The sequence below is a fragment of the Sphingosinicella sp. SM1-17 genome, from assembly GCF_056821765.1.
The window spans coordinates 695,827-709,614 of sequence record NZ_JBPDIO010000001.1 but is presented as its reverse complement, the minus strand read 5'-3'; the positions used below and the strand labels follow the sequence as shown (position 1 = coordinate 709,614).

General features: G+C 66.3%; 14 protein-coding genes. 3 read left to right on the top strand and 11 right to left on the bottom strand.

Annotated features, from left to right (window positions below; all coding sequences use genetic code 11):
* Window positions 1-11: 11 nt before the first annotated feature.
* The 5 genes from ACRYLT_RS03700 to ACRYLT_RS03680 all read right to left on the bottom strand — a co-directional run bounded on the left by ACRYLT_RS03700 (window position 12) and on the right by ACRYLT_RS03680 (window position 7,679).
* Window positions 12-1,034 carry an LLM class flavin-dependent oxidoreductase gene (locus ACRYLT_RS03700; RefSeq protein ID WP_482662759.1) on the bottom strand — a complete coding sequence of 341 codons (1,023 nt, stop codon included), beginning with the start codon at window positions 1,032-1,034 and terminating at the stop codon, window positions 12-14.
* Window position 1,035: 1 nt separating this feature from the next.
* Complete coding sequence (locus ACRYLT_RS03695; protein ID WP_482662758.1) at window positions 1,036-1,956, bottom strand: ATP-grasp domain-containing protein; 921 nt, start codon at window positions 1,954-1,956, stop codon at window positions 1,036-1,038.
* 109 nt (window positions 1,957-2,065) lie between these two features.
* Window positions 2,066-3,268: a DUF445 domain-containing protein gene (locus ACRYLT_RS03690; protein WP_482662757.1), complete on the bottom strand. Its 1,203-nt coding sequence runs from the start codon at window positions 3,266-3,268 to the stop codon at window positions 2,066-2,068.
* 108 nt (window positions 3,269-3,376) lie between these two features.
* Entirely contained in the window at window positions 3,377-6,454 is a 3,078-nt protein-coding gene (locus ACRYLT_RS03685; protein ID WP_482662756.1) for an efflux RND transporter permease subunit, read from the bottom strand.
* Window positions 6,455-6,485: 31 nt separating this feature from the next.
* Window positions 6,486-7,679, bottom strand: coding sequence for an efflux RND transporter periplasmic adaptor subunit (locus ACRYLT_RS03680; protein WP_482665388.1), 1,194 nt, complete (start codon window positions 7,677-7,679; stop codon window positions 6,486-6,488).
* A gap of 204 nt (window positions 7,680-7,883) precedes the next feature.
* Between ACRYLT_RS03680 and ACRYLT_RS03675 the strand changes: the two genes are divergently transcribed.
* Window positions 7,884-8,156 (top strand): GlsB/YeaQ/YmgE family stress response membrane protein, encoded by a 273-nt coding sequence (locus ACRYLT_RS03675; RefSeq protein ID WP_482662755.1) that lies wholly within the window; start codon window positions 7,884-7,886, stop codon window positions 8,154-8,156.
* 92 nt (window positions 8,157-8,248) lie between these two features.
* On the top strand, window positions 8,249-8,959 hold the full coding sequence (locus ACRYLT_RS03670) for an SIMPL domain-containing protein (protein WP_482662754.1): 711 nt from the start codon (window positions 8,249-8,251) through the stop codon (window positions 8,957-8,959).
* A gap of 38 nt (window positions 8,960-8,997) precedes the next feature.
* On the opposite strand, the gene sciP is transcribed toward ACRYLT_RS03670, so the two are convergent.
* Both sciP and ACRYLT_RS03660 read right to left on the bottom strand, forming a co-directional pair.
* The gene (gene sciP / locus ACRYLT_RS03665; RefSeq protein WP_482662753.1) at window positions 8,998-9,297 is read right to left on the bottom strand and encodes a CtrA inhibitor SciP; all 300 of its coding nucleotides are present in this window, start codon (window positions 9,295-9,297) and stop codon (window positions 8,998-9,000) included.
* 138 nt (window positions 9,298-9,435) lie between these two features.
* A complete protein-coding gene (locus tag ACRYLT_RS03660; protein ID WP_482662752.1) occupies window positions 9,436-9,708 on the bottom strand; it encodes a hypothetical protein in 273 nt (90 codons plus the stop codon).
* An 89-nt stretch (window positions 9,709-9,797) separates the two neighbouring features.
* On the opposite strand from ACRYLT_RS03660, the gene mnmA reads away from it, so the two are divergent.
* Window positions 9,798-10,907 (top strand): tRNA 2-thiouridine(34) synthase MnmA, encoded by a 1,110-nt coding sequence (gene mnmA / locus ACRYLT_RS03655; protein WP_482662751.1) that lies wholly within the window; start codon window positions 9,798-9,800, stop codon window positions 10,905-10,907.
* On the opposite strand, the gene ACRYLT_RS03650 is transcribed toward mnmA, so the two are convergent.
* From ACRYLT_RS03650 to ACRYLT_RS03635, 4 genes are read right to left on the bottom strand one after another with little or no spacing between them, the layout of a single operon-like run.
* Window positions 10,835-12,151 carry an APC family permease gene (locus tag ACRYLT_RS03650; RefSeq protein WP_482662750.1) on the bottom strand — a complete coding sequence of 439 codons (1,317 nt, stop codon included), beginning with the start codon at window positions 12,149-12,151 and terminating at the stop codon, window positions 10,835-10,837. The genes mnmA and ACRYLT_RS03650 overlap by 73 nt on opposite strands.
* A 55-nt stretch (window positions 12,152-12,206) precedes the next feature.
* Window positions 12,207-12,713 carry a hypothetical protein gene (locus ACRYLT_RS03645; RefSeq protein ID WP_482662749.1) on the bottom strand — a complete coding sequence of 169 codons (507 nt, stop codon included), beginning with the start codon at window positions 12,711-12,713 and terminating at the stop codon, window positions 12,207-12,209.
* Window positions 12,714-12,716: 3 nt separating this feature from the next.
* Window positions 12,717-13,298 (bottom strand): demethoxyubiquinone hydroxylase family protein, encoded by a 582-nt coding sequence (locus ACRYLT_RS03640; protein WP_482662748.1) that lies wholly within the window; start codon window positions 13,296-13,298, stop codon window positions 12,717-12,719.
* Window positions 13,262-13,783 (bottom strand): disulfide bond formation protein B, encoded by a 522-nt coding sequence (locus ACRYLT_RS03635; protein ID WP_482662747.1) that lies wholly within the window; start codon window positions 13,781-13,783, stop codon window positions 13,262-13,264. The genes ACRYLT_RS03640 and ACRYLT_RS03635 overlap by 37 nt, the downstream gene beginning before the upstream one ends.
* Window positions 13,784-13,788: the final 5 nt, after the last annotated feature.

Genomic DNA, 13,788 nt, shown 5'->3' with positions numbered 1-13,788 from the left:
TCCAGGGCGTTTCAGGCCTCGGGACGGATCACCTGGGCGGAGAAACGCTCCATCTCCTCCGCCTGTGGGCTCATCTGGAGGAGCAGAAGGTCGAGACCAGCTTCCTCATAGGCGGCGATCTTCTCCCGGATCTGCTCGGGCGTTCCGATCAGGCGGGGCCGGAGGCCGCGATTGCTGACGCTATATTCCTGGATCTTCAGTTCGCGCTCCAGCTGGGTGCCGGAAAGCCACTGGTCGAAATTGGCAAAGCCGGGCGGCGGAGTGCCGCCCATGTCGGTGATCCGGTCCACTTCCGACTGCGCCTCGGCCTCGCTGTCGCGGACGATCGCATAGGCGGCCATGCCGAAAATCATCGGCGGCTTGCCCGCGCGTTCGCGACGCTCCCGCATGTCGGCGATCTTGCCCCGGATCACGTCCACCGAGTCGCCGTGCATCACATAGGCGTCGCACTGCTGGGTGATCATCGTCTTGGCCGCTTCGGACTCGCCGCCGGCATAGATGACCGGCTTGCGGCTCGGCTTCGGTTCGTTGACCGCCGAATCGGTGCGGTAGAATTGCCCTTCGAAGCTGAAGCGGGGCTCCGTCCAGAGGCCGTCGACGACCTTCAGCCATTCGGACGTACGGGCGTAGCGATCGTCATGCTGGTCGAACTGGAGCCCATATTGCTGGGCTTCCGCAGCCCACCACGACGAAACGACGTTGAGCGCCAGTCGGCCGTTGCTGATCCGGTCGATATTGGAGGATTGCTTGGCGAAGAGCGCCGGGTGGTGGAAGTTCGGGCGAACCGCGACCATCAGTTCGATCGATCGGGTGACGGCAGCCAGTGCGGCCGCCGTCGACCAGGCATCGAGCGCCGGCGCCTCGACGCCCTTGATGTCGTTCATGTTGAGCTCGGCGATCAGGGTGAGGTCGTAGCCGATCTCCTCCGACCGACGGACGAGGCGGGAGAGATAGTCCCAGCTCGCCTCCATTCCCTCGTCTTTCACATTGCGGAGCCAGCCGCCGAAGACGGGGGCCCAGTAACCGTAGCGCATTCTAGTTGTTTCCCGGGATCAGGGTTTGCAGGTGGTCGACCAGCCGCTCGTGCGGGTCCCAGCCGAGCACGGCCAATGGATCGGCGACGAAGTTCGAAAGGGCATTGATGTCGTAGAAACGGGGCGTGCCGTCGCGATCGTCGATCATCAGTTCGACTCCGCCGACGTCGAGGCCGGCAGCCTGGGCGATCCGCTCCGCCGCTTCGATGATCCCGGCGGGCGGCTCGATCGCGGTCATCCGGATGGCCGCTCGGCCCGGCTGGGCGATGCAGGCGTCGGCGGGGCAGAGATCGAACGAATCGCCGCCGCTTTCGACTTCGATGGCATAAAGATATTTGCCGGCCAGGGTCTCGATCCGGACGATCGTTCCGCCGCGCGCCGGAACATAGTCCTGAAGAAGCAGGACCTTGTCGGGACTTTCCGGAATGGTTCCGTCGGCGACGGACCGGGCCAGCTCCGACTCGCTGGAATAGCGCACGATACCGGCGCCGGAGCCGCCGATATTCGCCTTCACCAGCAGGGGATAGGTCAGACCCTCGCAAGCCGGCAGCAGATCCGCGGCCCGGTGCACCACCCGCGTCTTCGGAATTGCATAGCCCAGCCGGGAGATCAGCGAGAGCTGCCGTGCCTTGGAGGAATCGAGCGCGATCACCTCCGCCCCATTGAGCACGGTCGCACCGTTTTGCGCCCAATGGTCGAGCAGGGCCCCGGCATAGAAGATCCCATGTTCGGCCTCGCGCAGGAAGCTGGACATGGCCACCCGGCTGAGGACGAGCGGCGCCGGAACCGTCTTCGATTCGGGATCGAAGCTGTGGTCCGACAGCCGCACGGCTTCGAAGGAGATGCCGCGGCGCTCCAGCGCCTCGAAAAGCGGTCGGAACCAGCTGGGATGTTCGAAGAGAATGGCGAGATCGGCGCTCATGGGCGCCTCAGATACGTTGCGGTTCGGACCAGACAACCAACAGGCGATTCTTCGCAAGAAACATGCCCGGCAGCCAACCGGCCAGCAAGATCCTTGCGCCGCAGCCGCGTCAGACGAAATGTTCGACCGTGTGGATGGTCAGGCCGACAAGGCCGCCGACGAGCGTGCCGTTGATCCGGATATATTGCAGGTCGCGCCCGACCGCCGATTCCAGCCTGTCGGTGACGGTGCGCGCATCCCAGGCGCGGACGGTCTCCGAGACGAGCTTGACGATTCCATCGCCATAGGAAGCGACGATTCCGCCCGCCGCCCGCCTTGCGAACTGGTTGATCGCCTTCCTGAGCTGCGGTTCCTTCTGCAACGTGTCGCCGAGTTGCCGAAGGGCCTCGCCGAACTTGCCGGCCATCGCCGCGTCGGGATCGCGCGCGGCCTTCAGCAGTCCTGCCCGGCTATTTTCCCAGATCCCGCCCAGCCAGTCGGTCACGGCCTTGTTCTCGATCATCTCGTTCTTCCAGGCCTCGACTTTCGCCCGGGTCTCGGCATCGGCCTGCAGATTCGCCGCCAGCCGGGCGAGGCCTTCCTCGGCCTTGGCGCGAAGCGGGTGGTCGGGATCCACCGCCATGTCGATCGTCAGCCGCCTGAGGCCGTCGATGATCGCCTCCGCCAGCTTCTCGTCCAGTCCGGCCAGGCGGAGGATCCAGCCGGCGCGCTGGTGGACCATGTTGCGGATCAGGTCCTCGTTGGCGTCGAGCGTCCGGCCGGCCCAGGTGACGATGGCGTCGACCATCGGCACGTGCCGATCCTCGGTCATCGCGGCTTCGAGCGTCTGGCCCAGCAAGGGCGCGACGTCGATCGCCTTCATCCGGGCGGCGACGGCATTTCTGACCATTCCGCCGAGCTGCTCATCGTCCAGCGCCTCGAGGATGTCGGCAAGGAGACGGGAAGCGCCCTGGCGAAGCCGCCCTTCCGCGGGAGGCTGGGCCAGGAACCGACCGACGGCTCCGGCGACGTCTACCTGGCGCATCCGCCGGGCGACGACGGAGGGGGTGAGGAAGTTTTCGCGAAGAAAGACGGCCAGAGTGTCGCCGATCCGGTCCTTGTTGCGCGGAATGATCGCCGTGTGGGGTATCGGCAAGCCAAGCGGATGGCGGAACAAGGCGGTCACGGCGAACCAGTCCGCGATTCCGCCCACCATCGCCGCTTCCGCGAAGGCCCGGACAAAGCCCCAGGCGGGATGCTGGTCGAGAAGGCCGGTGGTGGCGATGAACAGCGCCGCCATGCCCGCGAGCATGGCGGTGGCGAGGGCCCGCATGCCCCGCGCGCCCCGCTGGGCCGGGCTGAAGCGATAGTTAAGCGGTCCGCTCATGCGGAGGGAAAATAGACGGCGGCGGGCTTGGTTCAAACCCGCCGCCGATTGAACTCACTCGGCTGGCTGCGGCGCCGGGTGCGCGGGACCATGGTCCTGCGGCCCGCGATAGGTAATCACCCGGCGGAATTTGGGCGCGAGCCACTTCTCGAAGCTGTCGGCCAGGCTGAACGTGGCCGGCACGAGGACCAGGGTCAGCAGCGTCGACAGGAGCAGGCCGCCGATCACGACCACCGCCATTGGCGCCCGCCAGCTCGCATCGCCTTCCAGCGACAGGGCCGTCGGCACCATTCCCGCCACCATCGCCATCGTCGTCATCACGATCGGCTGGGCGCGCTTGTGCCCGGCGTCCATGATCGCCTCGTTCTTCGGCACGCCCTTGGCCATTTCCTCGATCGTGAAGTCGAGCAGCAGGATCGAGTTCTTGGCGACGATCCCGAAGAGCATGAGGATGCCGATGAAGACGGGCATCGAAACGGCATGGCCGGAAATATGGAGCGCGATGGCGCCGCCGAGCGGAGCCAGCAGGAGCGAGCCCATGTTCACGAAGGGCGCCATCAGCCGCTTGTAGAGCAGCACCAGAACCGCGAAGACCAGGAAGGTACCGGAAACGAGCGCGGTCATGAACTCGGAAACGAGCTTCGCTTCCTCCCGCTGCTGGCCGGACCGGGCCCGCTCGACGCCCTCGGGCAGGTTCTGGAGCGTCGGCAACTGGTCCACGACGGCGTCATAGTCGACCACGCCCGGGGCAAGGTCGGCGCCGACCATCACCCGCCGCTCCTGGTTGATTCGCTGGATGATGGAAGGCCCGGCGCCGAAGCTGATGTCGGCGACGACCTTGAGCGGAACCGTCGTTCCCGACGCGGTCGGAACGGGCATGTTCTCGATCGTCGACAGGTTCTGGCGCGAACTTTCGTCGAGCGTCACCCGGATCGGAACCTGGCGGTCGGACAAGGAGAAGCGGGCGCTGGCCTGGTCGATCTCGCCCATCGTCGCGACCCGGATCGCCTGACTCATCGCCGCCGTGGTGATCCCCATGTCGGCCATCAGGTTCAGGCGCGGCCGGATGGTGATTTCCGGGCGGCGCAGGTCGCCGGCAATCCGCGGTGCGCGCAGTTCGGGGCGCTGACGCATGTCCTCGACCAGCGCCAGGGCGGCCTGCTGGAGCTTCTGCGGATCGGACGAGGTGAGAAGGACGGAAACGTCGCGACCGCCGACCCGCTGCGAGTTTCGGAAGAAGACTCGCGCATCGGGAATGTTCTGGAGAAGCGGCGCGACCTGCCGGGTGAATTCGGTGCTGGTGCGTTCGCGGCCCTCGTTGCGGTCCTTCAGCGACACATAGACGGTGGCGTTGCCGGCCCTCACCGAGGCAAAGGCGGATTCCACGTCCGGCTGCTGGCGAACGACCGCGGTGGCCCGGTCGACGACCACGCGCGTCTGGTCGAGCGTCACTCCCGGCGGCATCTCCACCGATACCTGAACGGTATCGTCGTCGGTATTCGGCTGGAAGGTGAAGGGCAGGGTGATGAAGGCGCCGATCGTCGCGATGAAGGCGAGCGCGCCGACGCCCATCGTCTTCCAGCGGTGGCGGAGGGTCCAGCGCAGGATGTCGAGATAGCGGTCCATCAGCCAGCCCTCGCCGTGCGAGGCATGGCCCTTCGCCTTGAGGAAATAGGCGGCGATCATCGGAGTGATCAATCGCGCCACCGCCAGACTGATCAGCACGGTCACGACGATCGTCAGCCCGAAGCTGATGAAGAACTGGCCGATGATCCCGCTCATGAAGGACACCGGCAGGAAGACGGCCACGATCGAGAAAGTGGTCGCGACGACCGGAAGGCCGATCTCGTCGGCAGCGTCGATCGACGCCTGATAGGCCGATTTGCCCATCCGCATGTGGCGGACGATATTTTCGATCTCGACGATGGCGTCGTCGACGAGAACGCCCGCGACCAGGCTCAGCGAGAGCAGGGTCACCATGTTCAGGGTGAAGCCCATCAGGTCCATGAACCAGAAGGCCGGGATGGCCGACAGCGGAATGGCGATGGCGGAGATGATCGTCGCTCGCCAGTCGCGAAGGAACAGGAACACGACGACAACCGCGAGCAGAGCGCCCTCGACGAGCATCCGCATCGACGATTCGTACTGCATCTCGATATACTTCACCGGCGTGAACAGCTCGGCGTAATGGACTCGCGGATCTTCGCGCTCCAGCTCTTCCAGAGCTTCCTTCACCCGGTGGTAGACGGTGACGTCGGAATAACCCTTCGCCTTCTGGACCATGAAGCTGACGACCTGCCGGCCGTTCTGGATCCCGTATGAGGTCTGCTCCGCCCACTGGTCGCGAACATTGGCGACCGAATTGAGCCGGATCGTTCTTCCGCCACCCAGCGAGATCTGGGTCTGGCCCAGGTCCCGGGCGGTGATCGCGCTTCCCAGCACCCGGACCGATTGTTCGGATCCGGCAATCTCCGCGCGCCCGCCGGCAGCGTTCAGGTTGCTGGCGCGAAGCTGCTGATTGATCTGCGAAGCGGTCACGCCCTGGGCCTGCATCCGCGCCGGATCGAGCTCCACCCGGATCTCACGGGTCACTCCGCCGGTCCGGCTGACGATCGAGACTCCCTCGATCTGCATCAGCCGGCGGCTGAGCCGGTCGTCGATGAACCAGCTCAGCTGCTCCACCGTCATCGCCGTGCTCTCGGCGGAGAAATAGCCGATCGGCTCGTCCGCGAAGTCGACCCGGCTCACCTGGGGCTCGAGGATTCCCTCGGGAAGGTCGCCGCGGATCCGGGCGATCGCGTCGCGGACGTCCGAAATGGCCCGCTCTTCCGGCGTTCCGATCTCGAAGCTGATGAACGTGTTGCTGTTGCCTTCGCGGATCGTCGAGTTGATCTCGTTGACGCCGTTGATGGCTCGGACCGCCGCTTCGACCCGGCGGGTGATCTGGATCTCCAGTTCGGGCGGAGCGGCGCCGGGCTGGCTGATATTCACGGTCGCCGCGGGCGCGCTGATGTCCGGATTGAGGTTCACGTCCATCCGCATGAAGGCGATCACGCCCATCGCCAGCAAGGCGGTGAACAGGACGATCGGGATCACCGGATTGCGGATTGCCCAGGCTGAAATGTTGCGCATGGCTAGAACCTATCTTCCGTGACGCCGCGGATCAGCGCCGTACCCGCCGCTCGGGGCGAACCCGCTCGCCGGGGTTGAGGAACGCGCCCGCCGACTCGACCACCTGCTCGTTCCCGGTCAGGCCCTCGGCGATGACGGCGCCGCGGTCGGTAACCGTCGCGATCCGGACGGCGCGCCGCTGCACCGTATTGTTGGGACCGACGATCATCACATACTGCCCCTCGTCGTCCGTCAGGACCGCCGATTCGGGCAGCAGCGGCGCGGTCATCGAACCGGCGCGAATGACGACGGTGGCGAAACCGCCCGGCCTCAGGTCGCGATTGTAGGGCACCAGGACTCGCGCTTCGCCCTGCCGGGTCTGCGGATCGATGACCGGCGAGATCTGCCAGACCTGGCCCTGATAGCTTTCATCGGAACCCACCGGAGTCACGGTGGCGGGTACGCCGACGCTGAGACGCGCCAGATCGGTCTGCGGCAGCCGCGCCAGCACTTCCATCTCGCCGGCCTGGGCGATCCGGAACAGCCAGCCCGATCCTGCGCCGACCACCTGTCCGGCCTCGACATTGCGGTCGAGGACGAGGCCAGCGGCGGGCGCCGTCACGTTGAGCCGGCCGATCCTGGCGCGAGTCGCCGCCAGCTGGGCTTCCGCGACTCGAACGCGAGCGGCCGCGGCGTCGCGGGTCGCGCGCTTGCGATCGACGTCGGCCTGGCTGACGAAGCCGCGGTCGACCAGCGACAAAGCGCGATCCAGCTCCTGCTGGGCAAGCCGCAGATCGGCGCGATTGACTTCGATCTGGGCGGCAAGCTGGGCCGCTTCCTGCGACTGGACCTGGCGATCGATGATGGCGAGAGTCTGGCCGGCCCTGACCCACTGGCCCGGCTCGACGAGAACCCGAACGACCTGGCCGCCTTCGCCGGGAACGCCGACCGGAAGGTCACGGCGGGCCGCAAGGTTGCCGGTCGCCGAGATCGTCGACGGAATGTCCTGGCGTCCGGGAACGATGACCGTCACCGCCGGAAGAGATTGCCCCTGAGTGCCCGGCGGAGGAACGGCCTTCTCGCCGCTTCCGCCAAACAGGAAGACGGCAAGGACGATGGCCAGCAGGGCGACCACTGCGGCAATGATGATGTTGCGCCGGCGGCGCCGGCGGACGATCAGAGTCTGCTCGTCCACGACCACGTCGTCGAGGGCCTCGCGGCGCCATTTCGTCGATTCGAAGTTCATCGCTTTCATCGTCCCCACTCACACCGCACGGCACGCGCCGTAAGCTTTACGGCTGTGTTATATGAATATATCACTTGGAACAAGCCAAAATAAGCGGCGCCCAGTTTCCCGATCGGCGCGCGGGAACGGCGCTTTACAAGCAGTCGAGTCCCTTTACCAAGGCTGAATGTGGGGCCGAGGGCGGCCTGGACAAGGAGCGGAACGATGCCTTCTGAATATATGGCCGACTATGGCTGGCTCGGCTGGATAATTATCGGCCTGATTGCGGGGGCGATTGCCCGTTTGATTACACCCGGCCGCGGACCAAGCGGCTGTTTGATGACGATTTTGCTTGGCGTAGCGGGGGCTGTCCTGGCCGGATTTCTTGGTCGGGAGCTGGGATGGTACGAAGCGGGCGAGGGCGCGGGCTTTCTCGCCGCCATTATCGGTGCCATCCTGATCCTGTTCGCTTTCCGACTGATTTCCGGGCGGCGCTGACCATTCCTTTCGGTTCAGCAACGGTGCAGCCGCCGGTGCGTTATGCGCGGGTCGGGCCGCTGCAATCGGCCACCTACGGAAGGGAGTGAAAGATGATCCGATCGATGATGATGGCCGGGTTGCTGACCGTGGCGGCGGTGCCGGCGGCGGCGCAGCAGCCGCAGGTGGCGCCGGTCACCGGAACCCGCCTCGACGTCGTTGCAACGGGCGAGGTCAACCGGGTTCCGGACATCGTCCGAATCAATGCCGGGGTGATGACCCAGGCGCCGACCGCGACCGAGGCGATTCGACAGAATGCCCAGCAGATGGAGAGTCTGCGCGCGGCGCTTCAGCGCGCCGGGGTCGCGGAGAGGGACATCCAGACGAGTTCGATCAATCTCCATCCCGACTGGCGCCATGCCGAGAACCGCACCCCCGAGCTGATCGGCTACCGTGCCAACAACCAGGTCAGCGTGCGCTTCCGCGATATCCGCAATTCCGGCCGGATCCTCGACGCCCTGGTGGCCGCAGGGGCCAACCAGATCGATGGCCCCATGTTCATGATCGAACGGCCGGAGGAGGGGCTGGACGAGGCGAGGCAGCTCGCGCTGCGCAACGCCCGCGCCCGGGCCGATCTCTATGCCCGTTCGCTCGGCATGCGCGTGAAGCGAATCCTGTCGGTCAGCGAAGCGGGCGTGATGCACATGCCGCCTCAGCCGGTGATGATGCGGGCCATGGATGCGGCCCAGAGCGCATCGACCCAGATCGTTCCGGGAGAACAGACGCTCTCGACCAATCTGACGGTAAGCTTCGAACTCGAATGAGGCGCGTCCCGCGGCGGACCTCCGCCGCGGGCAGCCGATCAATATTTCTGCTGCCGCTCGTAGAGCGATCGGTAATGCTGAATCCGGGTGACTCGCAGCCCCGGCATTCCGGAACGGTCGACCGCCCGCTGCCAGCCGGCAAATTCCTCGAGGGTGAGCCCGTAACGCTCGCAGGCCTCGTCGACGGAAAGCAGCCCGCCATTCACGGCCGAAACGACTTCCGCCTTGCGGCGGACGACCCAACGCGTGGTCGTCGGCGGCGGCAGCGAATCGATGGTCAGCGGCTCGCCGAGCGGGCCGATCACCTGTGCGGGGCGGATTTTCTGGTTCTCGATCATTCGTACCTCAAAACTGCACTCGCGTCGGGCAGGCGATCGGCGGCGCTTCGGCCCGCCTCCCCTCGGCGTGGCCCCGTGTACCGAGCAAGCCTTGAAGGAAGGCTGAAATGCGACGGTAAACGCCGTGGTGAGCAGGGTTTACAGGCCATTGAGCTCGCGTCCCGCTTCGGCACGGCTGAAACAGCCGCGCTGCACCGATGCCGCCCGCCGCCAGCCCGGGCCGGCGAGAAGCAACTCCACCAGAGGCTCGTCCTGACCCGAGCCTTGATCCTGGGAGCGGCACGCCTGCAGCCGAACCATCGCCGCCGAATGCTGGGCGGCGAGCGTGGCAAGCAGGACCGAATGATCGATCCGCGCGGGCTCGCGGTCGTCGAGCATCCGCTCCGCACGGCGAAGAAAGGCCATGTCCATGGGCGAGGCTTAGCGGAAGAGGGTGAAGAGGCGGTAAAGCCTCGCCCCCGGGGTGGGCGAAGCGTCGATCACCTCCTATCTAGCGCTCGATGACACTTGCAGACTTCCAGCTCGACCGGCCGCTCGCGGGGGCACGGATCGTCGTCGCCATGTCCGGCGGCGTCGACAGCTCGGTGGTGGCCGCCCTTGCCGCGCGCAGCGGAGCGGAAGTGATCGGAGTGACTTTGCAGCTCTATGATCATGGCGAGGCGATCGGCCGATCGAGGAGCTGCTGCGCCGGCCGCGACATCTACGACGCGCGCGCCGTGGCGGATCGGCTGGGCATCGCTCACTATGTCTTCGATTATGAAAGCCGCTTCCGCGACAGCGTGATCGAACGCTTCGCCGATGAATATGTGAACGGCCGCACGCCGATCCCCTGCATCAGTTGCAACCAGGGCGTGAAGTTCACCGACCTGTTCAGCCTCGCTCGCGACCTCGGCGCCGATTGTCTCGCCACCGGCCATTATGTGCGACGCGTCGTCGGGCCCAGCGGTCCCCAGCTTCACCGGGCCATCGACCCGGCTCGCGACCAGAGCTATTTCCTGTTCGCGACGACCCGGGATCAGCTCGACTTCCTTCGCTTTCCGCTCGGCTCGATGCCGAAGTCGGAAGTGCGTGACGTGGCCAGGGAGCTTGCGCTTGCCGTCGCCGACAAGCCCGACAGCCAGGACATCTGCTTCGTACCCGACGGGGACTATGCCCGAATCGTGGAAAAGGTGCGGCCGGAGGCAATCCAGGGCGGCGAGATCGTCGACAGGAGCGGGCGAGTCCTTGGCGAGCATCGGGGCTTGATCCACTTCACGATCGGGCAGCGCCGGGGGCTCGAGATCGGCGGACAGCCGGAGCCGCTCTACGTCCTGCGGCTGGAGCCGCAGAGCCGCCGAGTCGTGGTCGGGCCGAAGAGCGCGCTGGCGGTGCGCTCGGCTCGGCTGAGCGGGGTGAACTGGCTCGGCGAAAGCCAGCGTGACCAGCTGACCGTCAAGGTACGCTCGCTGGCGAAGCCGGCGCCGGCTCGCTTCGACGGCGAGCGCGTGGAGTTCGAGCGGCCGGAATATGGCGTCGCCCCGGGCCAGGCGGCCGTGCTCTACGACGGCGACCGGGTGCTTGGCGGCGGCTGGATCGAGGAAACCGTTTCTGCGGAACTCGAGCCGGCCTGACGCCTCGCAAGCGCGTAGAGGATCAGTCCGATCAGGATCGCCGCTACCAGTCCGGCCCAGGACTGAAGGTTGGACTGGCTGGCGGCCCAGATGCAGACCAGCAGCCCGGGCACGGTGATCGCCCAGGCGGAAAGACGCCGAACCGGCGCCTTGTGCAGTGCGGCGATGCTGAAGCCGTAGACCGCAAGCCGGGCGAGGGTGCTCAGCACGGCAAGCCAGACGAAGCTTCCCGACAAAGCGAGCGCGGCGACCACTGTGCCCATGAACAGCACCGAATTGGCGGGCGTATCGAAGCGATGGTGGATTCGGCCGAACCAGCGGGGCATCGAGCCCTGCTCGGTCAGGGCGAAGGTGACCCGCGACGTCGAGGTGATGGCGCTGGACGCATTGCCTGCGACGGAGGCGAGCACCGTTCCGGTGATGAGGATCGCACCGACCGGACCCACGAGTGTCGCGGCGAAGGCGGCGAGCGGAGCCTCCGGGGCAGACCCGGGCGGCATCACTGCAACATAAGCGAGCTGAATCAGGAAATAGATTCCGGCCGTGGCGGCCACGGTGGCGATCAGGGCCCGCGGGATGGTCCGCCGCGGATCGCTCGTTTCCCCCGCTGGCACCGTCGAATTCTCGAAGCCGATGAACGCGTAAAGGATGATCAGCGCGGCGGCCTCGATCGTGCCCAGTTGCGGCACCCCGCCGGGGGCCGGCAGGGCTCCCGCCGTCTCGATCAGTCCCCAGAGTGCGAGCGCCAGCAGGGGCGTCGCCTTCAGCAAGGTGAGCGCGTCCAGCAACTGAATCGCGCGGCGTACCCCGATGACGTTGATCCAGGTGAGCGTGCCGACCAGAAGCAGGATCGTCGCGGCTCGCCCCGTTCCCTCCCCCAAGGGGGCCCACAGCGCGCCCGCATAGATCGCGAAGACGTTGGCGTTTGCGGCCAGGGCAGCCGTGCGGGCAAGATAATAAAGCCAGCCCGCCTGAAACGAGACGAGCGGACCGAAGGCGAGGGTGTAGGCGACCGGGCCCCCGGACTGGGGGTGAAGAGCCGCCAGTCGGGCGAAGGGAATCGCGATCAGCAGGATCAGCAATCCGAAAGCGGGAAACAGCCAGGGGCTGAACGACCCGAACTGGACGTGAAGGAGAGCCGGCAGCGCGAAGATGCCGGCTCCCACGATCCCGTTGAAGGAAAGGAAAGCAGACCCGAAAAAGCCGATGTCCCGCCGCAGCGGCCTGTCCTCGTCCCTTCTCATCGCCCCAGGTTGGGCGATCAGGCGCTTGCCGGCAAGCGCTTCAGGCTGGCAGCCATCATTCCGGCTGGTTGCGTTCGGCCTCCGCCTCTTCGAGTTCCGCTTCTCCGATCCGGCGCAGCCTCTCCTCGCGCGCCTCCTGGATCATCCGGCTCCACTCGCCGCTTCCGCCGCGTTCCGCCCGAGCCTGCTGAACGAGCTGATTGAAGCAGCCGGTGAAGCCGCCGGCGCCGACCGGCGAGCAGCTCTCCGCTCCGGTGCGGCCGGCATAGCTCAGTTCGATGGCGCGATTGGCCCAGCTCTGGCTCGCCGGATCATTGCCGCTGTTGCGAAGATTCGGGGGAATTCGGAATCGATCGTCCTCCGGCAGTCGGGCGCAGACGATGATCTCGTCGTCACTGCCTTGCGGGCAGGGATCGTTGCCATAGACGATGAGCTGATTGACTCGCGGCTCGCCCGGCGCGGGGGCGGCGGCGGCGGCTTCCGGAGCGGGCACTCCGGGCTGCTGCGCCGAGACCGGGCCGGCCAGCAGGGCGGCGGAGAAGAGCAGGATGACGTGGCGCATGGTTCAGATCCTTTTCGAAAGCTCGATCGCGATTCGGCAGCCTGCCCGGATCGCGGAATATAAGATCGGGTAGCCGAAACTGTCTTCCGCGCCGGCTTCGAGCGCCTGATCGCGATGTTCGCGCTCGTCCGCCTGAAACTCCGCTATGGTGGCCGACAGAGGCGGATCTTCGTTGCGCAGCGCCTGCAGCTGCTCGGAATAATGCTGGTCGATTTCGTCTTCCACGGCGGCCGTGCAGGCCATGGCCGCTTGCGGACTGATCAAGGCCGTGACGGCGCCAAGGGCATGACCCGCCACGCTCCAGACCGGCTGCAGGAGAGTCGGCCGGACTCCGCGAGCGACGAGCAGTTCGTCGAAATGCTTCAGATGGTGCTGTTCCTGCGCGGCCATCCGGGCGATGAGCCGCGAAGTCGGGTGGCTGTCGCCGAGGACGGCGAGCTGCCCCGCATAGATACGGGTTGCGCCATATTCGCCGGCCTGGTCGACCCGCACGATCGATTCGACGTCGGGCCGCTCTTCGCCCGGGCGCCAACCCGGCGATTCGGCGCTCAGGTCCGGATGCGAGACGGTTTCAGGCTGAGCCATAGGATCACCAACGCAGCAACGATCGAAAGGATCGCATTCCATCCCGCCATCGAGATTCCGAGCAGCTCCCATTGGACCTGGTCGCAGCGAATGAGGGGCGCCGACAGGATTCGCGCCAGCGCATCCTCACCCGACCCGCCCACCGTCGCGGTGCACTGAGTGAAGCCCTCGAAGATTCCGGCTTCGACACCGGCATGATAGGCGCCGATTCCGCCGCTGACCAGGATTGCCAGCGCGGCCAGCCAGACGAAGCTTCGGCCGCGGTCCGGGAGCCTCCACCGGGCGGCCAGCGACACGATCGCGAAGGCGAGCGCGGCCCAGTGGGCATAACGCTGCCAATAGCACATTTCGCAGGGCGCCAGCCCGCCAAGGTGCTGGAAGCCATAGGCGCCGGCGAGCAAACCCGCCGGAACGATCAGGCTGAGGAGTCGGCCAAGCTCAAGCGGCGAAGGGCCGCCGCGCTGCGAAGCAAGGCTTGCGGCCATGCCGG